This window comes from Sporomusa intestinalis (genome assembly GCF_055383785.1).
Window position 1 is genome coordinate 5,098,531 of the sequence record NZ_AP042390.1, and the last position, 22,657, is coordinate 5,121,187.

Genomic DNA, 22,657 nt, shown 5'->3' on the forward strand with positions numbered 1-22,657 from the left:
TAATTGTATTTATCTTAACAAACCTTACTAATTTTTGTCAATGCGCAAATAGTTACATCTTATTCCCGCCAGCAAGGCCAGCCATTACAGCCGTCTGCTTTCATTCTTATCCAGCAAAGCATCTGCCGCATCAACCGGGGGTTCGGAGTAATGCTTGCAGCCTGAGACAATCGAGGATAATTCACCGCTTTTTTCGACAACATCGTTATAAAAAACCATGTAAATATGGCCCAGGGCAAAAATAAAGAAACACCAGGCAATCACATGATGGACGACATGGGTCATATATTCACTGCCAAGCCAGCCGTTAACCGGAGCAACCAAATAAGCAACAGGCGAATTAGGGTTAATCATGGCGTACATGGCCAGCCCGGTGATCAGTTCGATAACCATCAGCAGATATGCTGCCAGGTAAGAAGTCGCCGCCAGCGGATTCCGCAGATAAAGGCGATGCCGCGGGCGGAGAAAGGAATAATACGCGGCCATTTCTCCCAGCCCCCGCCAATAATCGCCTGAGCGAAAATCAGGAAACAGCCGGTTTCCCGGGTAGGTAAACAGCAGATAGACCCGCAGCAGCAGCCCGCCGCTGAAAACAAAAGCAGCTGTAAAATGAACAAACCGCATGGTTTCCATAGAAAACAGATTGGTTACCGCGAAGGTCGGTTCAGTCCCCTGAGTGCCAATATATCCCGGACTGCCAATGTAGAGGCCGGTTAAGAATAAAACAGCCATACACGCTGCCATCAGCCAATGGAAAAACCGCAGACCGGGGCTTAATACACGATAAACGTACACGCTGCTCACCTCCAGGCCTATACATAAGGGTCGGTATGCACGACTGACACTTCCTGGCCGTCAGGGTTGTACAGATGGGCCGCGCAAGCCAGGCAAGGGTCGAAGGAGTGAATGGAACGCAGTATTTCCAGCGGTTTGTCGGCAATTGCAACCGGTGTGTCGATCATGGACAGCTCAAAAGCGCCTTGCTGGCCATCAGCGGTGCGGGGGCAGGCATTCCAGGTAGTCGGCACTACGGCCTGATAGTTTTTTATGCGCCCATTTTCGATGACCGCCCAATGGCCAAGCGAGCCGCGGGGCACCTCGTGCACCCCCACCCCCTGAGTTAGTTTGGGCCAGGTGCCGGGTTCCCATTTTTCATTATTCATTACGGTCGTGTCGCCATTACGGATATTCTCGACCAGCTTATTGAAAAAGTGGCGTTCCAGGGCAACACATACCTGGCTTTCCAAAGCCCGGGCCACCGTCCGGCCCACCGTGGTCGGCAGCCAAACCTCAGGTGCCAGCCCGAATATCCTGGAGGCTTCATCCACTTGCTGCACAATCATCGCCTCAACCCAGTTGGGCTGGATCACGCCCTGCTTCACCTTGGTATAGATAATCATGTAGCGGGCCAACGGGCCAACCTCAGCCGTTTTGCCTTTCCAGGCCGGCGTCTTGACCCACGAATATTTGCCCTTTTCATCCAATTCGAGCCACTGATTGCCTTGCTTTTTGCCGGTGAACTGAAAGTCCGCCGCCGATACGCCCTGCCAGGGATGCAAAGTCGTGCTGCCGGCAGGATATTTGTACCACGAATGGTCGACCGCTTCCGTGATGATCCCGGCCGCGGTCAGGTCGGCTGCACCAAGCTCATGCACCGTAGCCGTAAGCACACCGCCGGCAAAATTTTCGACCACCCCGTTGGAGCGCAATAAAATCCGGTCATAAAATTCGCCAATGCCTTTAAACGGGTTATCAGGATAATCACCGTAGCCAAGCACGCGCTGCTTGGCCAGCCCGCCCCCGCCGGTCTGTCCCTTCGTCAAGTATATATGGGCCATCGCCAGCACATCGGCAATATAATACTGATCCACGAGGGTAGCTGTCAGATTGATACTGGTGTCAACCATCGCCAGGCGATTGCTGTTAATGGGCGCATTCATGTCGTTCATGGAAATGGCACAGGGCATCCCGCCCACAGCATAATGGGGATGGGGGTTTTTACCGCCAAATACAACCTGGGGCACCATAATATCGGCCTGCTTGTCCAGGGTGGCCAGGTAATGGGCAATCCCGATCAGATGCACCTCCGGCGGTAAGAGTTCATAATCGGGGTGCTCCCACCAGTGAGCCGCAAAAATACCCAGCCGGCCGCTCTCGACAATGTCTTTGACTTTATTCTGCATATCCCGGAAAAAGGCGGCCCCGGCGCGGGGTGTCTCTTTCGGATAAGCGCTGAAGGCATGAACGGCAGGGGTGTCTGTTTTCAGCCGGTATTTGTCCAAAATCGTATCCTGCAATTGGGCGGCAGCCGCAGGATCAGCCTGCAGTGCGGCCACAGGGCTAACCCAGTCGAGCGCATGGAGGTGGTAAAAATGGACCAGGTGGTCATGAACCATAATGGCTCCGGCCATAATGTTCCGTATGTAATTGGCGTTTTTAGGAATTTCAATCCCCAGCGCATCCTCAACCGCCCGCAGGGAAGCATTGGAATGCTCTGAGGTGCACACGCCGCAGATGCGGCCGGCAAATGCCCAGGCATCCCGCGGGTCCCGGTCCTTGAGCACGACCTCAATCCCCCGCCAGGCAGTCCCGCTGGATAAAGCATCCTGCACCCTGCCGTTATCATCTATAATTAACTCCAGGCGCAAATGCCCTTCAATCCGTGTAATCGGGTCGACGACAATTCGTTTCATAGTTACTCACCACCTCCGATTGTCTGATCATGGCCGGTCCTTTCATCCTGCTTGCCGGCCCGGTTATGCCGCAAGAGGCTGGCCCCGGCATGGACAGCAATCCCGGCTGCCGTGGCCCCGGCGACCGCCATCCCGATCTGGTCGGCGTTACTGATGGTGTTAGGCGTGGCTACATTGGGCAGCCGTTCGAAGAACGGGTCATTATCCCAAAAACCGTTGTCACTGCAGCCAATACAGGGTGAGCCGGCCTGAATCGGATAGGACAACCCCTGCCACCAGCGCATATTGCCGCAGGAGTTATACGTAACAGGGCCGCGGCAGCCCAGCTTGTACAAACACCAGCCGGCCTTGGAGCCGGCGTCGTCCAGCCGCTCGGCAAACATCCCGGAGTCAAAAAAAGGCCGGCGGTAGCAGGTATCATGAATCCTGTTGCCAAAAAACTGTTTCGGCCGGCCGAAGCGGTCAAGCGGCGGCAGCTGGCCAAACAGGGTATAATGCATAATGACGCCGGTCATAACCTCTGGAATAGGCGGACAGCCCGGAATCTTAACAATGGGTTTATCGGCTAATACCCGGCTTACAGGCAGGCTGTCCGAAGGGTTAGGTCTAGCCGCCTGAATCCCGCCCCAGGCAGCACAGGAGCCAAATTCCAGAACAGCAGCCGCCGGTTTGGCCGTCTCTTTCAGTACGTCAACATAAGGAAAACCGCCGACAGTGCAGAAATTGCCGCCACTGCCCACCGGCACGCCGCCTTCAACCACCAGCAGAAACTTGCCGGCAAACTCCTGCATTACCTGTTCCCGGTGATGCTCTATTCCCAGCCCGGAAGCGGCCGACAGGGTGTCGCTGTACTCCAGGCTGATCATTGTTAAAAGGACATCAGAAGCCAACGGTGCTTTGGAACGGATAAATGATTCGGAGCAGCCTGTACATTCTAAACCATGCAGCCAGATTACCGGGACTAAAGACCGTTGTTCCGCCCGGGCAATAACATCCGGTAAAGCAGTGGGTGCCAAGCCCATCATCCCGGTCAGGGCAACGCAGGTTTTGATGAAATTACGCCGTGAAATCTTCTTCTTTTGAAATAAATCCCATAATGACTGGTCATAAAGCACGCAATTCCCTCCTTCATGTTAAGCCTTGCATTAGGGTCTTGAACGGATTAAAACGTTGGCTAGCTTGTGAATCTTTTCCTGTCCTGCCCTGTTGTCACCGTCTACATATGTCCGATATGCGCGGTCGTCCGCCTTGCAGGACAAAAAAATCTCCCAGCCTAACCTAAATTTTCAAGCCGGTCAAGACACTAGGCAGCTTCCCAAAAACCATCAGGAAATATATTCCTATATTTAGGTGATTTCTCTAAACAATGACAAAATCCTGCATATTTCAGCATTTTTACGCTGTTGAGCATTTTTCAAGAAAAAAACAGCAACGGCGGAAAAAACTCCTGCCAATTGCTGTAACAAACTTGGAAAACGTATGGACAGCGCGTAAGCTGATCTGTGAGTTACACATGCTGATTACTATAGGCCGGTTTTATCATTGCGCTCGCCGCCACTTGCCAGACCGCCAGTTGGGCCATAATTTCCAACAGCGCCCTGTCGATCATGGCCCTGACAGGTGCCGACAGCTCCAGCCCCACTTCCAGTGTCGCCGGCTCAACCCCCATAATTATTATCTCGCCGACTGGCTGTTCCAATAGCGCCAGCGTAGCCAGCACATCTTTAAGCCCCAGGTCATGCATTGACACTTTATTTTGCCAATACAGTTTAGCCTCATTGCCGGCAAAGCGGTAAAAAGTACCCGGCACCCCGCCGCCGTCAATAGCGTCTATTACCATTAGTTTATCGGTTCCGGCCAGAAATCTTACTAACCCCAGGCCAAGGGTCCCGCCGTCCAAAACCTGAACATGGGCCGGAAAGCAGTACCGCTCGCGAAGCTGTTCTATTACCCTGACGCCGAATCCCTCATCCTGCAAAAGAATATTTCCTATTCCCAGTACGGTGATCCGCTCCATTCGTTATCCCCTTTCCGCCTCTGTCGTAATCTTATATATATCCCTTGTTATAGTTTCACCACATTTTTTCTCTAAATTTCACCGGTAAAGTCTAATTAGGCCAATATTTTTTGAATAATATTACACCATTCAGAATAATTAAATTGAACTGAAAGCATCTTTACTATAAAATAATAATATACACTAACTGTAAGAACATTCGTGCTAATATTCCAAACCTTACACTGCAGCAACAGCATTTAATATCATTACACCATCAGAGTAAGAAAAGACGGTAAGTCAATTTATCAAAAAAGGAGGGTAAATGATAAGTAGTCAAACTATGCCGCAAGATATAGAAAATATCAATTTCTTTAATTAGTTTTTTCTATATCTATAAGCTGGTATTATCCTAAGATTTTACGATTTAGTGATTTCTAGGCAATACTCATGTAAAGGAGCGCGATAAAAATTTATGGAAACAATTAATTTGATAATTGATGGTTTGCCGGTACAGGCTGGCAAAGGGGCATCCGTTCTTGATGCCGCCCGCCAAGCCGGCATCAAAATTCCTACCTTGTGCCACCTGGCCGATTTAACCCCTGAAGGCTCCTGCCGTATCTGTGTTGTTGAGGTGGAAGGAGCCCGGGGCCTGGTTACAGCCTGTACGTATCCGGTTGCGGAAGGAATGGTTGTACGCACAAGTTCGGTCACAATTTTTGAAGCCCGCCGCAGTGTTGTGGAACTGATCCTGGCCAATCATCCGCAGGATTGTCTGTCCTGCAAACGCAACCTCGATTGTGAATTGCAAGCCCTGTCTACTCAGCTTGGCGTAAAAGAAGTGCGCTTTGCGGGAGAAAAACGCCAGCATGCTCTTGATGACAGCAATCCGTTTATCATTAGAGATAACAACAAATGTATTTTATGCGGCCGCTGCGTGCGCGTCTGCCAGGAAGTGCAGTGCTGTAATATCCTGGATTGGACGGATCGCGGCTTTACTGCCAAAGTCACACCTGCCTTTGATGATCCTTTAGTCAAAACCGATTGCTTTTTCTGCGGCACCTGCGTGTCGGCCTGCCCGGTAGGCGCCTTGCTGGAAAAACCGCTGTTCAACGAAGGCCTGCCGGATAAAAAAGTTAAGACCACCTGTCCCTTCTGCGGTGTAGGCTGCAATTATGACCTTAATGTTAAAGAAGGCAGGGTAATAGGCGTTACTTCCAACCTGACCAGTGTGGTAAACGGGCGGCTCACTTGTGTAAAAGGCCGCTTTGGCATCGATTATATCCACAGCCCCGAACGGTTGACCACGCCGCTGATAAAGAAAAACGGAGAATTTGTGGCGGCCACGTGGGACGAAGCATTGGAGCTAATTGCGACAAAATTTAGTGAAATAAAAAACAAACATGGCAGTGATGCCCTGGCTGCCATTAGTTCTGCCCGCTGTGTTAATGAAGATAACTACATTATGCAGAAATTTATGCGGGCTGTTATCGGCACTAATAATGTCGATCATTGTGCCCGGACCTGCCACGCCCCCACGGTAGCAGGGCTGGCCGCCTCCTTCGGCTCGGGCGCCATGACCAATTCAATTGGCGAGGTTGCGGACTCGAAAGTAATCTTCTTAATTGGCGGCAATCCTACAGAAGCCCATCCGGTCATTGCTGCCAAAATGCGTCAGGCCCTCCGTAAGGGGGCAAAACTGATTGTTGCCGACCCGCGGAAGATAGAGCTGGCAGGAAAAGCCGATGTCTTTATGCAGCTGCGGCCAGGTACTGATATTGCGCTTATTAATGGTCTGATGCATATCATCCTCAAAGCCGGCTGGCATGACCTGGAATTCATTAAAAATTGCACTGTCGACTTTGATTTAATGGTAGAGGTAGTCGAAAAATACACCCCTGAATATGTGCAAAATATAACAGGAGTACCGGCGCATTTACTGCGCGAAGCTGCCCGCATCTATGCCACGGCGGAGCGGGCTGCGATCTTCTACACCCTGGGCATTACCGAACATACCTGCGGCACTGACAATGTAATGAGCCTGGCCAATTTAGCCATGCTGACAGGCAATGTTGGTAAACTTAATGCCGGCGTAAACCCAATGCGTGGTCAAAACAATGTACAGGGTTCCTGCGACATGGGGGCGCTGCCGAATGTTTATTCCGGCTATCAGAAGGTTAATGACCCTCAGATGCAGGAAAAGTTTGAAAAAGCCTGGGGGGTAAAGTTGTCGGGAAAAATCGGACTGATGCTGCCTGACATGATTGATGCTGCGGTCGAGGGCACTTTAAAGGCCATGTATGTCATGGGCGAAGACCCGGTACTGACAGACGGCGATGCCAACCATGTGCACAAAGGGTTTGCCAATCTTGAATTTTTGGTAGTGCAGAACCTCTTCATGACCGAGACCGGTAAATTAGCTGATGTTATCCTCCCCGGCGCCTCGTTTGCTGAGAAGGATGGCACCTTCACCAATTGTGAACGCCGCGTGCAACGGGTCCGCAAGGCCATAGAACCCATTGGCAGCAGCCTCCCCGACTGGCAGATTATCCGCGATCTGTCAGCCAAAATGGGTTATCCCATGGCCTACAGCAATTCCAGTGAGATTATGGATGAAATGGCCGCTTTAAGCCCCATGTTTGCCGGCCTCTCGTTTGAGCGGATTGACGAAAACGGCTTGCAGTGGCCGGTACCAAGCAAGGAGCACCCCGGCAGTCAGTATCTTCACAAAGACGGTAAATTTACCAGCGGCGCCGGCGTATTTAAGGCGATCGAGCATCAGCTTCCCGGCGAGGAGCCTGATGCCGAATATCCCTTCGTCCTTACCACCGGCCGTATTTTGTATCACTATAATATTACGACAGCAGGCAAATCTAAACATTTGACCGAGTTCCGCCCGGAGGAACAGGTTATGATCCACCCTGCTGACGCGCAGCGCCTGGGCATCAATAACCAGGATATAATTAAGGTTTCTTCCCGCCGGGGTTCAGTACAAGCTAAAGCCTGGGTAACTACTGATGTATTGCCGGGCGGAATATGGATGTCTTTCCATTTTGTCAACGCGCCGACCAATCAGGTCACCAGCGGCTTCTACGATAAAGTAACCAAAACCTATGAATATAAGGTCTGTGCCGTAAAGGTTGCCAAGGCTGCCAGTTGATTGAAATTTTATAATTGCTGACGCGGTGAAGAAAAAAGCCGTCCAAAAGCGCAACGCTTGGGGACGGCTTTTTATTGCCCCTTACTATGAGGATATTTTACCGGATTACTTAATACTTGGTAATAAGTTTCACCACATCCATAATTAGCTGGAGTTTTTCGGGCGGACATTCCCGGAGCAGTTGGGCGATGTCTGCCTTTAGATAATCCTGTGAATGATAAGAAATACCGGTAAGAAAATAACCTGGCTCAGTGTCCAGCAAGCCTGCGAGCCGGACCAGCATTTCCAGACTGAGCTTTGTCCTCCCGTTCTCTATCTGACTGATATAAACAGTGGAAACTTCCAGGCTTTCGGCTACTTTCTCCTGTGTTAGTCGTTTTTGTTTGCGAATTTTCTTAATTCGTTGACCAATTGCATTGTAATCAACATACACACACATCACCTGACTTTTACTATATCAATGTCCCGAAAATGTATACATAAAATTATTGATTAATATTAAGTTATACATTAATATTTAATTTATAACTTAATATTAATTATGACGTAGGCATTGTTGGTTAGTACTGCAATAAACACGTCAACTTGACATCAGCAGAGGTGGGTAAGTGTTTTATAATTACGCTTGGTTAATACTCTCATCATCCGGAGCGCTTATCGGTATAACCGGCTATTATCTGGACATAGTTCTGGCGGGAAATTATGGCGGGTTATTGTGGGCAGGTATTACCGGCATCATTGCCGGCAGCGGTTTGGTAACCGGCAGTTTAATCCGGAAACTAAACCGGCTTTCCCACACCGATTTTCTCACAGGCTTATGGAATAGACGTTATTTTTACTCGGTCCTGCAAAAACATTTTTGCCGGGCAACGGCCCAAAGACTGCATTTATGTGTGGCCATGATCGATGTCGACGGGTTTAAAACAATTAACGATACCTACGGCCATACGACCGGCGATCAGTTATTATCAGGCCTGGCAGTCCTTTTGAAAAAAAATGCCGGCACCACTGTCGTTACCCGCTGGGGCGGTGACGAATTTGCCATTATTTTTGCCGGGACTACGATAGAAAGATCCCGCGAGGTGATGGAGAAAATACGCCGCCTCGCGGAAACCACTTTTTTACCCTACCAGCTTACGATAAGCGCAGGCGTTGTGCCATTACAGCCAGGCCAGACGTTAAATGAATTTTTGCTGCAGGCAGATCACGCTCTCTACAAAGCCAAAATGCAAAAGAATTCAATTATTACTATCATCGACGATGAACTGCTTACACTTTAAAAAAATTTGTTGTTCTACCCGTATCAGGCCCGTTTTTTTGCGTTTAAATCCCGGTATGGCGCAGATTTTGCCGGTTTTCGGCCGAAATTCGCTGAAGAGTTCAGCATGCAGCGCTTAGTGCCTTGACCACAGTATCTTGTTAGGCTGCTGACGGCCAAAATGGCAAGTGGCGGCGTCAGCCCCTCCCAGCAGACCCCTGCCGGTATGCGTCGGCGGCGCTGCCTTGCCCTTTGCCATTATCTCGCCCTAAAACTAAAATATAACCTGGCTAAGACACTGGCAGGAAATCACTGCTATTTTCTTGAATACTAAAAAGAGCCGGCAGTCGTCTATATCAACCCGGTTGAAAAAATTGCTGGAGGAGTCTATCTATGAAAAAGAGCAGGTTACTGATAATAACCTTAACTTGCCTGCTGCTGCTCACCGGCAGCGTTACCGCCCATGCAGCCAAGACAGTCAACTGGCATATCGAAAAAATCGGCCTGTACTCTATTCCTGAAAATTGGCAAACAACCAATTTGCTGTTTGTATTCTCGAAGATCATAACAGAAGCCCAGGAAAAAGCAAGTGCCGATAAGCCGGCCCCTCCCAAGCCGGTGCCGCCGGCCGATCCCCTGGTCCTGCTGGATAAATTAAACCTGCAATTATACCAGATTACTGCCAACGACGGTAAAACCTACCGTACGGCAGTCCTCTTGTTTTACCGGGACGACAAACCAATGTCAGCCCGCGATAAGGCATATTTCACCAGAGAAATTACCGCTGCCGAACGGCAAAACCTGGAGGCAACAATTACCGCCACCGCCAGTGTAGTGACAAAAGAACTGGCTAAAGCCTATGACCAAACGCGGGCCGGTGTGCCTTTCCTGGAGGTCAGCCGCCCTGACTATCTGACAATCAATGACCGGCCGGCCTATGGCCTGAGTGCCCGTTTACTTATGTCGGTGTACGGAATAAACATGCCGTATTATGCCAAAGGCTATACTTTTAATGATAATGGTCACCTGGCAACCGCGGTCCTGCTGACCACAGACAGCGAACGCAAATATTGGGAACCGCAGGTCCGGAAAATGCTCCGGTCATTTGCGCCTGCCAAGTCGTAATTGCTTTCCCCTACAGTGCGGCGGCATTGCTAGGGGCTTTATCTTTTTCAACAGTAGCTGTTGTACTTGTTAGGAGGTTCAAATGAATTTTATCAAAAAGCTTATTCTGTTTGTCATGGCAACAGCCATTCTGAGCAGCAGTGCAACCGCCGCTGCCCTTACAGTAACGCCAGGCCTGAATATCGGCTGGCTGCCGGAATGGGAGGTAAGCACAAGCTCCCGGGGCGGAACCTTACTGCTGTCTGATAGTCCGGAAATGGTAAGGGGTAACGGCATACTCTACCAGGATAAGGTATCAGGTTTTGTACGACTTTTCTTTTATCATGTCAATGCATCCAGGGATGTAAAAAAAATTGCTGTGCTGTTAACAAATCAGGGAGAGCATACCGCCCAGGTTATGGTCAGCCAGGCTACCCTGGGGGGACCGGGCAACCCCTGGCTCAAGGTCGGCAAAGAAACGCAGGCTGCTTACTTCGGCGCAAAACAGGCTTACCGGCTCAGCATTCCGCCGGGGGGAGTACTGCCGCTGGCTGCCAGCCTGGAGGAAACCGCCATTGTCCCGAATATGCTGGTCAATGGCATTTATGATTTTGAGGTTGACCAGCCGGTTACCGTTACGGTTATGATGCTGCCGGTGACGGAGAGCAGCATTTCCTATGCCCGGACGGCAACCGTGCTTGCAGCTGATGAGTGTCATTTACGCGGGACCTTTGCCGGGGCGAACAGGCGGATTACCCCTGTCAGGGACTATGACCCGGCAGCGGGGGAAATCGCCGGCATCACCCTGGCTGACAACGAAATCGATCCTTATGTTACGGGAATCGACGCCACTGACGGCTCCGCCGTGCTCAATTACGGCAATTACGGCATTGTTTATGAAATACTGCTGCCTTCCAAACCTGGCGGCAAGGTTTCCTATTACCTGGTGCCACTGGGGGGCACCTACGCCGGCGCTATCGGCATAAACCATCCGGAAGTAAACTGGAGCCCTGTTGCCACCCCCCGTGGCCGGCTGCATTTCGGCGATGCCCACAAGCAAGAATGGGCGTTCCTGGGCACGTACACCAGCGGTGACCCGCTGTCTTTCACCTTCAGCCCGCCAGGGGCATCAAACCTGCCGGTCAGACTTGTCATTGTGCCGCAGTGACGGCTCAGCCCCTAAAAATCCATATATTCCGCCGGCCGCGAAGGGCTGTCGGGATAGCTGCATAACAGAGACGGCCTGAAGCAAAAGGGCACAGCAAATGCCAGGATAAAAATCCTTGGCTGCTGTGCCCTTCTTATTATTAGGCGAAGCTTATGATAAATCTCTTCATCGATATCCTGGGTTCCTGGCCAGAGGGTCATCCGGATGAATCACAACACATAATCTGCCTCAACGCACAAAAACCCCGAAACCAGGAACAACCAGAAGCCAAAAACTTTCTTTGCAAAAGCAAGTAAACCTTGCAGGATTTTTCTAATTGATGGTAAAATTATATATTGATAATGAGAATTATTCTCTTTTGAATGGTTTATATGAATAAGAATACTATGCTTACAGGAGGAAGATAAAAAATGGCGCGAGTTTTGGTAGTTGATGATTCGATGATGATGAGAAATACGTTGCGTAAAATACTGGAAAAATCCGGACACACCGTGGCCGGTGAAGCCGCTAACGGCGAACAGGCCATTGCCCGCTATCCGGCATGCCAGCCGGACATTGTAACAATGGATATTACCATGCCAGGGTTGGGTGGGGTGGAAACAATTAAGCGCCTGCTCGCAACGGACCCGGCGGCAAAAATTATTGTAGTGAGCTCATCCGGCCAGAAACATGTCATCTTTGATGCGCTGCAGGCCGGGGCCAGAAACTATATTATCAAACCGGTCAGTGAGGACAATTTGCCGCCGGTTATTGACCTGGTCCTGCAAAATAAACAGACGCCGGCGCCACAGCTGTAGCCTGGCGTCCGGCTGCTGGTTATACTTGATTGTAAAGGAGCAAACACAATGTTTAATCAATATTTTGGGCATTATCTGTTAAATAAGGGCTTGCTTACGCCGGATCAGCTTTTCCAGTCACTGCAGCATGAGCGCTCCGCCCGGGTCAGGCTGGGCACCCTGGCGGTGGATGCCGGCCTGTTGACAGGGAAACAGGCGGAAGAACTCCATGATCTGCAACGGGCAAGAGACAAAAAGTTTGGCGAGCTGGCCCTGGAGCAAGGCTATCTGACGGCCGAACAGGTAGACAGGCTATTGGCCGCCCAGGGCCAAAGCCACCTGGCATTGGTGCAGGCCATCAGCGACAACGGCTACTTGACCTTACCGGCTATCGAAAAAGCCTTAGCCGATTTCCGCCAGGAGTACGGCATTGCCGGCAACGCCCCGCTCACGGCTGACGATGCCGAACTCAACAGGCTGCTGGATTTCTCGCAGGCCGGCGACAAGGCCCAGCTGCTATACAGCTATGCCGGGCTGACCTTGCGCAATATTGTCCGCTTCTTAAACGCCACGCCCTTCCTGCTGCCCCAGACCGTCCCGGCCGGCGCAGCCGGCTGCTGGGTTGCCTCCCAGCAGCTCACCGGTGATCAGGCTGTTACAATCGACTTAATGCTGGACGAACAGACTGTGCGCGCAGCAGCCAGCCGGTTCAGCGGCGAAAACCTTACCAGTGTCGACGAAATGGCCCTTGACAGCATTGGCGAGTTTCTCAATGTGCATAACGGGGTGTTCGGCGGCCTGCTGTCCACCAAGGGCATTAAGGTCGATTTACAGCCCCAGACAGTCCGCAAGCAAGAACTCCCGCCCGCTGAGGCCGGTTACAGCCTGGCCATCAATACCTCCCTCGGCCGGTTTGATTTCAGGCTATCGGTATCATAGCGCTCCTACGAAGCCAGTCCGCAGACTCTCGTCTGCGGACTGTTCTGCTTCACTCCCCCTTACCCGGTGCCAGTCGCGCAGCTTTATCTTTTTTTTAACTATTTTTATAAAAACTTTATAAACAGTTTAAAACGGCTTTAATTTCATTAGGTACAATAACCTCAAACAAATGAGGAGGTTATCATAACTATGAACAAGCTCAAATTATTGTATGATGTGGTGCAGACACTGAAAAGAAAAGAGGTAATCACCGGCGTTCTTACGGCCCAGGTGCAAAAAAACCAGAAACAAATATTCTTTTTGCACAATGAATTCGAAAAAAACCTGGCTTCCCGCCAGGTAAAAGCCAAGATTGCCACTGAATTGGATTACGGCGGCACGGCATGCCAGCATAAAGACAGCGATGAATTTACGCCAGACCGTTGGGGTGCACGCGGCCATCATGGGGAACGCCCCTTTCATCCCCATGGCCATGGGTTTAAGCACGGTGGGTTTCGGGGCGGTTTAACCAGGCTGTCATTAGCGCTAAGCTTATTAAATGCCCTGCAGATAACAGAACAGGAAGGCGAATCAACACTGCTGTCGCTGCAGAGCACTGACCTGCCGGCCGATCTGCAAACACGGCTGTATGAAAAATTAAGCGGTGAACGCCCGCATCACCGTCATCACCGTTTGCTCAAAGAACTCGGCCCTGTCGCCCAGCCCCGGTTTACGGTGAATGTATTTATCGACAAGAGTTATGAGATCCAAAAGGCAGTCGTGGCCTTAAGCGGTTCCGGAACCGAGGAAGATCAGGAACCGCAGGAATTAACCGCCAAGGTTGAGTTAACCTTCGCTGCAGCAGCAGGCTAATAATTTACAGGGCGCAATATTTTGCGCCCTGCAATTATTTGGAATATAATAGTGTAGTAAGTAAGCTGCCAAACTAAAACATATAGGGGATTGACATGTTCAGACACAGACGGCCTCAGGGCATTCATGCCCATTTACGGCGGTTGCATGATGGTCATGGCGGCCATCATGGCCGGTTTTTACGCCATTATAAATACTTCCGCTATCTGCGCCCGGCCTTTATTTTGTTTAACCTGCTTATCATATATCTCTTGTTTAGCTGGGTCGGCATCAAGGAAGTCGCTATTTTTTTCGCTGTGGCAATCGGTCTTAAAGAGTTGATGCAGCTCCTGTTCCTGCTACGGTTGGAAAAACGGATACTCCTGCCGATGGAAAAGCTCAGGCAGGGCCTGGATGAGGTTGCCCGGGGCAATTACAGCATTACACTGGAATATGACAAACCCAACGATCTGGAGCTGTTAATAGCTGCTTTCAACACAATGACCGAAAAATTATCTAACAGCGAAAAGCGGCAGGCCGAATATGAAGCCAACCGCAAAGCCCTTGTTGCCAATATCTCTCACGACCTGAAAACACCGATAACCGCCATTCAGGGATATATTGAGGCGCTGGTTGAGGGAACAGTCGCTGCCGGGGAGGGGCAACGCAAATATTTGCAGACTATCCATAAGAACACGGTTTATGTGAATAAACTCATAGATGATCTGTTCCTGTTTGCCAAATTGGATATGCAGAAGTTAGACCTTCACTTTGAGCGGGTACACATCGGCCAGTTTATGCAAGACCTAATGGAAGAATACAAGTTCGAACTGGCAGAACAGAACGTCCGCTTGCTGTACCATCCACACCTGGCGGCAGATTACTGGCTGCAGGTGGACGGCAAAAGAATCCGCCAGGCGCTGAGTAATCTGATCAATAACGCCGTCGTCCACAGCCCCGGCCAGGATTTGCTCATCACGGTCCGGCTGTATCAGCAGGCCGGCTCCATCTGTCTCGATATCGCGGATAATGGCCCTGGCATCCCTGCAGACAAACTGCCGTTTATCTTTGACCGGTTCTACCAGATTGACGCCGAACGCCCCAAAAATTGCGCCAGTACAGGCCTGGGGCTGGCAATTGCCAGGGAACTGGTGGAAGCCCATCAGGGAACGCTTGCCGTATCAAGCGGCCGGCAGCACGGTTCCTGCTTTACCGTCAGGCTCCCGCTGCCCCAGGCCCAGGAGGAGGAAGATCAGGCATGAAACGTGTGTTAATTATTGAAGACGATCCGGACATTGCTGAATTGGAGCGCGATTACCTGCAGCTGAACGGTTTTCGGGCCGATATTGCCGCCGAGGGGCTGCTGGGCCTGAAAAAAGCGCTAACCGGTGCCTATGATGTCGTGGTCGTTGATTTGATGCTGCCTGGTACAGACGGCTATGCAATTATCAGGGACATCAGGAAAACCCTGGAGATACCCATTATTGTCGTTTCCGCCAAAAACGACGACATTGACAAAATCAGAGGCCTCCATCTGGGGGCTGACGATTATCTGACCAAACCCTTTAGTCCGGCTGAACTGACAGCAAGAGTAAAAGCCCATAGCAAAAGGTATGAGCGGCTGCGGGGACATATGCCGGCTTATGAAGTAATCCAGTATAAAGGCCTGGAAATTGATACTGCCTCCCATAAAATTCTTGTCAACGGCCAAGAGGTACAGCTTACGGCCAAGGAATATGAACTATTGGTATTCCTTGCTTCCAATCCCAATATAGTATTTAGCAAAGATCATATTTTCGGGACGATCTGGGGGGACGATTATTGTGGCGATACGGCCACAGTAGCGGTGCATATCCAGAAAATACGCAAAAAAATTGAAAAAGATCCCGCCAATCCTGAATATATCGAAACCCTTTGGGGTACAGGCTATCGATTCAACCCGGTATAGCGACGGCGGCATTTTTGGACCACTGTTTACAAGAAAATGGTCACTTTCGCCAGCACCTGAATACTATATAATAACTGGTTATGTAATATTTCAGGAGGTGGCGTAAGTGACCATGCAAGATACCAGGGCAGACCTTACCAGATTTTTAAACCATTCGCTGGGACAACAAGTCGAGTTTGAGATATTGGAACGGTTTATATTAAAAGGTACGCTGTCTGCTTATGATGATGCCAGAGTAAACCTTACCGACGTTGTCCTGGAAGCAAATGAGCAAGCTGTTGCTTTTCCCTGCTATACGCTTGATGTAAAACATATATCAAACTATTCTCCGAATCGGTTTGTGTTTCCCTATAACCTGGCCTTCCGCAAAATAACGCCCGTAAACGGGTTCGATATCGACAACCCCGACAATGCCAGACAGAACAATTATACCGCGTCAATGGCTGAATTAGGCGATTACATGTATGTCGGCACAGCCAGAAATATTCCCTATACAGTGATAAGCAGCGGCTTATTCGGAAATATTCCTGTTCCGTCGGCCCTGATACCCCAAAATATCGATAACGCCGCCGAAATCTGGCGCTATAAAAAAGACGGCACAGCGGGCTGGCAGCGTGTGTATAAAGCACCGGCCGCACCGTTAATCATTGGCTTTCGCTACATGATCACCTACAATAATGTCCTGTATGCCGGCGCGCTTACACCGTCAAGCCCGGAATTGTTAATCCTAAAATCCACAGACGGCGAAACCTGGACGCTCCTGGACGCCAATATTCAGGGCTATGCAACCAGCGCCATTGCCATCCACCAGGGACGGCTGTATATGGGGGCCCAGCCGCTAACCGGCGTTGCCGAAGCCCGGTTATTTACCACAACGGATCCGGAACTTGGCTGGGAAGAAGTGAATCTCGCCGGCGGTCCTAACGGCAATCCCCGGGGTAATATTGACCTGCTGCTAAGTTATAACGACCAACTCTATGTGGCCACAGCCCTGCCGACAGGCTTTGAACTTTGGCGGACCAACAATACGTCACCGCAGGTAAACGACTGGAAGCTGGTTGTCGATAAAGGCGCCGGCGATGCCCGCAATGAACACCCCTGGTCGCTGGCGGTCTTTAAAGATCATATCTATATTGGTACAGCCATGGAAGCGGCGATTCTAAGCCTCAATCCGGGCGACCAGATTGTAGCCCCCAAGGGCTTTGATGTCATCCGGATTGCGCCCGATGACAGCTGGGAATTGGTTGTAGGGGGAATCCCGGTCAGTCCCACAGAACCTGTCACCGGCACGCGCGGCCTGCCGTTAAGCGGCTACCCTTCCGGCTTTGGCGATCTGACCAATGGCTACTGCTGGCAGATCCAGGCTTTTGACGACAAGCTTTATCTGGGCACCTGGAGCTGGAATAATCTGCTGCCTCAGCTTATCTCCGTGATTCCTGATATCGTGGAAACACTGCTGCCTGCCAATCCAGCAGGCACTATGACCCGCTTTCTTAGATATATCTTCTCCGCTTATCTGGTTAATGCGCTGTATGTTATCGGCTACAGATCACTTGGCTGTGATCTCTGGGAATCCAATGACGGCATTCTCTGGCTGCCGGTGTCTCTAAATGGTTTGGGTAATCCCTATAATTATGGTGTAAGAAAATTATTTGCCGGGGCAGATCAAAAACTATACCTGGGGACGGCAAACCCGTTCCAGGGCTGCGAAGTCTGGGTAAAAACCGCTCAATAATAATAGTGAGCAAAACAGACCTGCAATAATAGTGAGCAAAACAGACCTGCCGCGCCAGGCACAAACGCAAGCAGCTTTCCCTGATCAGGGAAAGCTGTTTTACTCACTATACGTCCTGTATATACTAAACAGATTGCTGCAAGTCTTCAGCAAGAGGCAGGGGTGGCCAAGCTAATATACAGGAATATTCTGCCTGAACATCTCGGCTATGATCGTTTCCATCGCGTACATGCCCGGCGGCTTGCCTATCAGAAAATTCACGGCAAAGATAGCGCCCTGGCCAAAGGCTGCCCGGCTAATGCTTTCATGGGACAGCCGGATCGTCTGGTTCGGCATGCCAAAGATAATTTCATGGCGGCCGACAATACCGCCGACGCGGATAGAATTCAGATGCTCCTCCACATTAAGGTTAAGCACATTGGCAATTCTTTTCGCCGTTCCCGATACCTCTTTTTTCCCCTTAAAATGCTCCTCAACAATCTCAATGTCCGCATGGGGCGCTATTTTTTGCAAAATTTGCGCCGCAACCATCAATACATTAATCCCTAACGTAATATTAGGAGAATAAAGTACTGGCGCAAATTCTGCATAGGATTTCAGCACTTCCTGCGCTTCCTGCTCATATTGGGAAATGGCGGAAATTATGGGTATTCCCGCCTGTGCCGCTTTGGCGTATTGGTATACACCGGATGAGTCTGAAAAATCCACCAGCGCATCCACTGGCCTTTCTCTAAAAAAACTATCATCAATGTCATCAACAGAGAAAATCTCCCCGGCATCAAACTCATGCCCCAGCAGCCGGCTGGCATATTTTTGATGATCAGCATCACCTTTACGAACTACCCAAGCCAGCGTAAATAAGTTGTCCTGCAAAAATTCATTAGCAACCACTTTACCTGTTTTCCCAAAACCGAAAATGCCAATCCTTGTTTTCCCCATCATACTCCTCCTTAAAACTGTAGTTTGTTCTTTTTCTACCCTCATCCTGCATGTTGATAGAAATTTCAAAACCAGCTTTGAGAAGGATTCTCAAAGGTATTTGTTAGCCTTTGAGAGCGGCAGGACAATAACATCCTTCTCTTTCAACGCCTACGAGGTTAGCTGACGGATTCGGGCAGAAAGAAATTCGCCCTACCTGCTTGCACAGGATTCACCCCAAAGATGGTTCCCCCGCTTCCAATTACATGAAACTCGGCGATTGCCTTTTAACAGAAAACACAGGTTTATGTTTAATAATACCTTATTTTCCTTTTATTTACAACTCCTAAGTGACAGCAGGCCCCGGAATTGTCTGCAGGACCCGACTGGCAACTTTACACCTTCCCCTAAAGCATATCATTAATAACGACGATTTACAAGACGAAACCACCGTCCCCGTGTCAGCATAAATTAAAAACTCCTGCACTTGGCCTGCATACAGGAGTTTAGAAAATGTTTTTTACCGGGAATACATTTAAAGCAGGCCGTAAGCCTCCATCTCAGCCCGGAGCAACGCCAGGTTTTCCTCACTGATTTCTGTTAACGGCATCCGGCACTGGCCGGCTTTGTACCCCAGCAGCCTGACCGCGGCTTTAATCGGAATCGGGTTTACCTCGCTAAACAAGGCTTTGATCAGATTAAGGGTTTGCAGCTGCAGCCTGATGGCACCGGCAAGGTCTCCCTGGATAAATTTCATGACCATAGCGTGAGTATCCCGGGGGATAATATTGGCCATCACCGAAATAACCCCCTTCCCCCCCAGTGACAATACCGGCAGGACCATGTTATCGTCACCTGAATACACGGTAAAACCCTCACCACATAAATTTACCACATCACCTACCTGCCCCAGGTTACATTCTTTAACCGCAATAATATTGTCTATTTCCGCCAGGGCTTTTATCGTCTCGGGATTCAGATTAAGGTTGGTTCTACTGGGTACATTGTACAGAATTAACGGAATGCCCACACTGTCGGCAATAAGCTTAAAATGGCCATACAGTCCCTTTTGCGTGGCCTTATTATAATAGGGCGTAACTGACAACAACCCGTCGGCGCCAACCGCTTCGGCGGCCTTCGACAGCTCGATGGCATGGCGGGTATCATTACTGCCGGTACCGGCAATAACCGGTACCCGTTTGTTAATTGCCTGTACGGCAAATTTAATCGCGGCAATATGTTCGTCATCAGGCATTGTTGAGGCTTCGCCGGTAGTGCCACAGACAATAATGGCATCTGACCCGCCCTGAATCTGAAACTCAATCAGTTCTGTGAAAGCCTGATAATCAATGCCGCTGTGGGCAAAAGGAGTTACAATCGCTACGCCGGAGCCGATAAATAATGGTTTCTTCATTAGTCTAACCGCCTTTATTTATATTTTAACATTAGCTCTTCCCGCTATCATAATATCAATATTCCCATCCCGGTATAAGAAATCCTGCCGCTCAGCCTGGAATTTAAAATATATCTGCCGCTTCTGCCGGCAGCGACCTAGAGTGAAATGTTTTCTTTTACCCTATTGACAAAAAACCGTTGTCCTGTGATAATGAATAATAAATAAACAATATCCCCCGTACAACGCCCATTAACAAACAAAACTGTAAACAAATCAGGCTTTGCGGGAGAAATTGTTTAATTACAGCAGTACAAGTAATGATTGGGATGAAAGCAACAGGACAAACACTGCAGAGAGCCGGCGGCTGGTGCAAGCCGGTGTGTGACTGTGGCCGTTACCTCGCCCATGAACTCTCCTGTTGACTTGTATACATTGTGAAGTATACAACAGACAGGGGCGCCGCCCGGCGTTAAAGAGGCTGTCCGCTTCCCGGCGGCCATAAAGAGTACAATGTAGGGTGGTACCGCGCATTCGCCCCTACTGGCAGAGAGTTCTGCCAGTAGGGGCTTCAGCTTTTCTTAAGGGGGTTGAGGACAGTTAGTGGTAATCGGACCGTAGCTGAAGCAGTTTAAAATAAAAAGCAAAGGTGGAGGATTGGTATGTTTACTATGCGCAATAAGTTCAAAAAATGGTCGGCAGCTGCCCTGGCCCTGGTATTGGCCGCTGCCGCCGCCGGCTGTGGCGGCAGCCAGCCGGCAGCCCCAGCCGGCCAGGAAGCAGGCGGTACAGCCAAAATCGGGGTGGTATCGTATCTTACCGGCGGCGGCGCTGCTTATGGCGAAGCGATTAAGCAGGGCCTGGAGCTGGCCCGGGATGAAATCAACAGCAGGGGCAAGGTTAAAATCGAGCTCATTTTTGAAGACTCCAAAGGGGATAAAAACGAGGCCATTAATGCCACTAATAAACTGATCCACAAGGATAATGTAATTGGCATAATCGGCCCGACCCTGAGCGGGGAAATGTTTGCCGTAGGCCCGATTGCCAGCCAGGCCGGGGTATCGATTATGGGTACTTCAACCACGGCGGAGGGAATAACAGACATCGGTGACTATGTCTTCCGCAATGCCTTACCGGAATCGCTGGCCATTCCCCACGCGGTAAAGAAGGCCAAGGAAAAGCTCGGCCTGCAAAAAGTGGCTGTCATGTATTCAAATAATAACGACTGGGCCGTATCCGGCTTTAAAACTTTTGAACAGGCAATAAAAGACAATGGCATGGCCACGGTGGCAGTGGAAACCTTTGCTGATAAAGACACTGATTTTTCCGCTCAGCTGACCAAGATCGCCGCCCTGCAACCTGATGCAATTATGGTGGCCGGCTTATATCAGGAGGCTGCGCTTATTTTAAAAAAGGCCAGGGAGCTAGGCATTACCGTGCCGATTGTCGGCAATAACGGGTTCAACTCCCCCCAATTAATTAAAGCCGGCGGCGCGGCCGCAGAAGGCGTTGTTGTGGCCAGTCCCTGGTTCCCGGGTAAAGACGATGAAAAGGTTAAGCAGTTTGTGGCTGCCTATAAGGCAAAATACAACAAAGAACCCGACCAGTTTGCCGCCCAGGCTTATGACGCCCTGTATATCATGGCCGACGGGCTGGAAAAAGCCGGCACCACAACCGACCGGCAGAAACTCCGGGACAGCCTGGCCAACGTAAAAGATTTCCCTGGTGTTACCGGCAAATTCGCTTTTGATGCCAAACGCAACCCGGCGATGGAGGTTACCATCCTTGTCGTCAAAGACGGCCAGTTTACTGAATTAAAATAGTATGAAAAAATAACCAACGAGGAGTGAAGCTCGTGTTCTTGCAGCAAGTGGTCAACGGCCTCACATTAGGCAGCACCTATGCAGTCATTGCCTTAGGCTATACTTTGATCTTCGGCGTACTAAACATTGTGAATATGGCCCATGGCGAAATATTCATGATTGGGGCTTTTGTCGGCTTGATGCTTGTCACAAAGTTCAATATCGGTATTATTGGCGCTCTGGCCGGGTCCATGCTTACCGGGGCCGTGCTTGGCTACCTGTTGGAACGGGTGGCCTTGCGCCCCCTGCGCCGCAAAGAAGTCTCCCACCTGGCGCCGCTGATCAGCACGATTGGGGTATCTATTTTTCTGGAAAGCCTGGCCCTTAAGCTATTTGGCCCCCAGGCCCAGTCCTTCCCGCCGGTCTTCGCCGGACAGCTGCTGGATCTGGGAATATTTAAGATTTCCTTTATCCAGCTTATCATTCTGGCTATCTCTTTTGGTCTCATGCTGGTGCTGCGCTTTTGGCTGGCTAAAACCAAGGCCGGCAAATCCATCCGGGCCACAGCCGAAAATATTGAAACAGCAGGCCTGTTGGGTGTTGACACCCGCCGGGTCATTGTCATGACGGTTATGCTGGCTTCCGGACTCGGGGCCGTAGCCGGCGTCCTCGTCGGGCTGGCATTTAATGCCGTCGAACCGACGATGGGCATTACCATGGGTTTCAAAGGCCTGGCGGTATTAATCCTGGGCGGTCTTGGCAATATAACCGGCGCCATGGTCGGCGGCCTGCTGTTAGGTATTGCCGAGGTATTTAGCGTCGCCTACGGCGATTCCTCCTACCGGGATGCCGTCGCCTTCGGCCTAATCATGATCTTATTATTTGTGCGGCCCCAGGGTTTGTTTGGCGGCAGCGCGCCTCAGGGAGGGCGGTAGC

19 protein-coding genes and 1 riboswitch are annotated in these 22,657 nt (G+C 50.4%); of the genes, 12 read left to right on the plus strand and 7 right to left on the minus strand.

Features of this window, described 5'->3' with window-relative positions; genetic code table 11:
• Window positions 1-84: 84 nt before the first annotated feature.
• The 4 genes from cybH to ACZ481_RS23730 form a co-directional block, all read right to left on the minus strand.
• Window positions 85-795 (minus strand): Ni/Fe-hydrogenase, b-type cytochrome subunit, encoded by a 711-nt coding sequence (cybH, locus tag ACZ481_RS23715; protein WP_464767808.1) that lies wholly within the window; start codon window positions 793-795, stop codon window positions 85-87.
• 17 nt (window positions 796-812) lie between these two features.
• The gene (locus ACZ481_RS23720; protein ID WP_464767809.1) at window positions 813-2,693 is read right to left on the minus strand and encodes a nickel-dependent hydrogenase large subunit; all 1,881 of its coding nucleotides are present in this window, start codon (window positions 2,691-2,693) and stop codon (window positions 813-815) included.
• 2 nt (window positions 2,694-2,695) lie between these two features.
• Window positions 2,696-3,808 (minus strand): hydrogenase small subunit, encoded by a 1,113-nt coding sequence (locus ACZ481_RS23725; RefSeq protein ID WP_464767810.1) that lies wholly within the window; start codon window positions 3,806-3,808, stop codon window positions 2,696-2,698.
• Window positions 3,809-4,200: 392 nt separating this feature from the next.
• Window positions 4,201-4,710: a HyaD/HybD family hydrogenase maturation endopeptidase gene (locus ACZ481_RS23730; RefSeq protein WP_464767811.1), complete on the minus strand. Its 510-nt coding sequence runs from the start codon at window positions 4,708-4,710 to the stop codon at window positions 4,201-4,203.
• A gap of 454 nt (window positions 4,711-5,164) precedes the next feature.
• On the opposite strand from ACZ481_RS23730, the gene fdhF reads away from it, so the two are divergent.
• Window positions 5,165-7,849, plus strand: coding sequence for a formate dehydrogenase subunit alpha (gene fdhF / locus ACZ481_RS23735; RefSeq protein WP_464767812.1), 2,685 nt, complete (start codon window positions 5,165-5,167; stop codon window positions 7,847-7,849).
• Window positions 7,850-7,958: 109 nt separating this feature from the next.
• Here fdhF and ACZ481_RS23740 read toward each other — a convergent pair whose 3' ends face one another.
• Window positions 7,959-8,288, minus strand: coding sequence for a helix-turn-helix domain-containing protein (locus ACZ481_RS23740; protein WP_464770686.1), 330 nt, complete (start codon window positions 8,286-8,288; stop codon window positions 7,959-7,961).
• 169 nt (window positions 8,289-8,457) lie between these two features.
• Between ACZ481_RS23740 and ACZ481_RS23745 the strand changes: the two genes are divergently transcribed.
• The 9 genes from ACZ481_RS23745 to ACZ481_RS23785 all read left to right on the plus strand — a co-directional run bounded on the left by ACZ481_RS23745 (window position 8,458) and on the right by ACZ481_RS23785 (window position 17,608).
• A complete protein-coding gene (locus tag ACZ481_RS23745) occupies window positions 8,458-9,129 on the plus strand; it encodes a GGDEF domain-containing protein (RefSeq protein WP_464767813.1) in 672 nt (223 codons plus the stop codon).
• A 371-nt stretch (window positions 9,130-9,500) separates the two neighbouring features.
• Window positions 9,501-10,232 (plus strand): hypothetical protein, encoded by a 732-nt coding sequence (locus ACZ481_RS23750; protein ID WP_464767814.1) that lies wholly within the window; start codon window positions 9,501-9,503, stop codon window positions 10,230-10,232.
• 82 nt (window positions 10,233-10,314) lie between these two features.
• A complete protein-coding gene (locus tag ACZ481_RS23755) occupies window positions 10,315-11,379 on the plus strand; it encodes a hypothetical protein (RefSeq protein ID WP_464767815.1) in 1,065 nt (354 codons plus the stop codon).
• A 410-nt stretch (window positions 11,380-11,789) separates the two neighbouring features.
• Window positions 11,790-12,176: a response regulator gene (locus ACZ481_RS23760; RefSeq protein WP_464767816.1), complete on the plus strand. Its 387-nt coding sequence runs from the start codon at window positions 11,790-11,792 to the stop codon at window positions 12,174-12,176.
• A 48-nt stretch (window positions 12,177-12,224) separates the two neighbouring features.
• On the plus strand, window positions 12,225-13,094 hold the full coding sequence (locus tag ACZ481_RS23765; protein WP_464767817.1) for a chemotaxis protein CheX: 870 nt from the start codon (window positions 12,225-12,227) through the stop codon (window positions 13,092-13,094).
• Between the two features lie 189 nt (window positions 13,095-13,283).
• Window positions 13,284-13,946: a hypothetical protein gene (locus ACZ481_RS23770; protein WP_464767818.1), complete on the plus strand. Its 663-nt coding sequence runs from the start codon at window positions 13,284-13,286 to the stop codon at window positions 13,944-13,946.
• Window positions 13,947-14,041: 95 nt separating this feature from the next.
• Window positions 14,042-15,187, plus strand: coding sequence for a sensor histidine kinase (locus ACZ481_RS23775; protein ID WP_464767819.1), 1,146 nt, complete (start codon window positions 14,042-14,044; stop codon window positions 15,185-15,187).
• Window positions 15,184-15,873: a response regulator transcription factor gene (locus ACZ481_RS23780; RefSeq protein ID WP_464767820.1), complete on the plus strand. Its 690-nt coding sequence runs from the start codon at window positions 15,184-15,186 to the stop codon at window positions 15,871-15,873. Before ACZ481_RS23775 ends, ACZ481_RS23780 begins: the two co-directional genes overlap by 4 nt.
• A 106-nt stretch (window positions 15,874-15,979) precedes the next feature.
• On the plus strand, window positions 15,980-17,608 hold the full coding sequence (locus ACZ481_RS23785) for a beta propeller repeat protein (protein ID WP_464767821.1): 1,629 nt from the start codon (window positions 15,980-15,982) through the stop codon (window positions 17,606-17,608).
• A 171-nt stretch (window positions 17,609-17,779) separates the two neighbouring features.
• Here the strand turns inward: ACZ481_RS23785 and ACZ481_RS23790 are convergent, their stop codons facing one another.
• Together ACZ481_RS23790 and dapA are read right to left on the minus strand one after the other, a co-directional pair.
• Complete coding sequence (locus ACZ481_RS23790; protein ID WP_464767822.1) at window positions 17,780-18,550, minus strand: 4-hydroxy-tetrahydrodipicolinate reductase; 771 nt, start codon at window positions 18,548-18,550, stop codon at window positions 17,780-17,782.
• 130 nt (window positions 18,551-18,680) lie between these two features.
• Window positions 18,681-18,815: riboswitch (cyclic di-AMP (ydaO/yuaA leader) on the minus strand.
• A gap of 246 nt (window positions 18,816-19,061) precedes the next feature.
• Complete coding sequence (gene dapA / locus ACZ481_RS23795; RefSeq protein WP_464767823.1) at window positions 19,062-19,940, minus strand: 4-hydroxy-tetrahydrodipicolinate synthase; 879 nt, start codon at window positions 19,938-19,940, stop codon at window positions 19,062-19,064.
• Between the two features lie 641 nt (window positions 19,941-20,581).
• Here dapA and ACZ481_RS23800 point away from each other — a divergent pair.
• Window positions 20,582-21,742 carry an ABC transporter substrate-binding protein gene (locus tag ACZ481_RS23800; protein ID WP_464767824.1) on the plus strand — a complete coding sequence of 387 codons (1,161 nt, stop codon included), beginning with the start codon at window positions 20,582-20,584 and terminating at the stop codon, window positions 21,740-21,742.
• A gap of 32 nt (window positions 21,743-21,774) precedes the next feature.
• On the plus strand, window positions 21,775-22,656 hold the full coding sequence (locus tag ACZ481_RS23805) for a branched-chain amino acid ABC transporter permease (protein ID WP_464767825.1): 882 nt from the start codon (window positions 21,775-21,777) through the stop codon (window positions 22,654-22,656).
• Window position 22,657 lies beyond the last annotated feature (1 nt).

Excerpts from the sequence above, each read along its gene's own strand:
- ACZ481_RS23720 (WP_464767809.1), bottom strand. The coding sequence starts at position 2,693 with ATGAAACGAATTGTCGTCGACCCGATTACACGGATTGAAGGGCATTTG.
- ACZ481_RS23730 (WP_464767811.1), bottom strand. The coding sequence starts at position 4,710 with ATGGAGCGGATCACCGTACTGGGAATAGGAAATATTCTTTTGCAGGAT.
- fdhF (WP_464767812.1), top strand. The coding sequence starts at position 5,165 with ATGGAAACAATTAATTTGATAATTGATGGTTTGCCGGTACAGGCTGGC.
- ACZ481_RS23740 (WP_464770686.1), bottom strand. The coding sequence starts at position 8,288 with ATGTGTGTGTATGTTGATTACAATGCAATTGGTCAACGAATTAAGAAA.
- ACZ481_RS23750 (WP_464767814.1), top strand. The coding sequence starts at position 9,501 with ATGAAAAAGAGCAGGTTACTGATAATAACCTTAACTTGCCTGCTGCTG.
- ACZ481_RS23755 (WP_464767815.1), top strand. The coding sequence starts at position 10,315 with ATGAATTTTATCAAAAAGCTTATTCTGTTTGTCATGGCAACAGCCATT.
- ACZ481_RS23760 (WP_464767816.1), top strand. The coding sequence starts at position 11,790 with ATGGCGCGAGTTTTGGTAGTTGATGATTCGATGATGATGAGAAATACG.
- ACZ481_RS23765 (WP_464767817.1), top strand. The coding sequence starts at position 12,225 with ATGTTTAATCAATATTTTGGGCATTATCTGTTAAATAAGGGCTTGCTT.
- ACZ481_RS23770 (WP_464767818.1), top strand. The coding sequence starts at position 13,284 with ATGAACAAGCTCAAATTATTGTATGATGTGGTGCAGACACTGAAAAGA.
- ACZ481_RS23775 (WP_464767819.1), top strand. The coding sequence starts at position 14,042 with ATGTTCAGACACAGACGGCCTCAGGGCATTCATGCCCATTTACGGCGG.
- ACZ481_RS23780 (WP_464767820.1), top strand. The coding sequence starts at position 15,184 with ATGAAACGTGTGTTAATTATTGAAGACGATCCGGACATTGCTGAATTG.
- ACZ481_RS23790 (WP_464767822.1), bottom strand. The coding sequence starts at position 18,550 with ATGATGGGGAAAACAAGGATTGGCATTTTCGGTTTTGGGAAAACAGGT.
- dapA (WP_464767823.1), bottom strand. The coding sequence starts at position 19,940 with ATGAAGAAACCATTATTTATCGGCTCCGGCGTAGCGATTGTAACTCCT.
- ACZ481_RS23800 (WP_464767824.1), top strand. The coding sequence starts at position 20,582 with ATGTTTACTATGCGCAATAAGTTCAAAAAATGGTCGGCAGCTGCCCTG.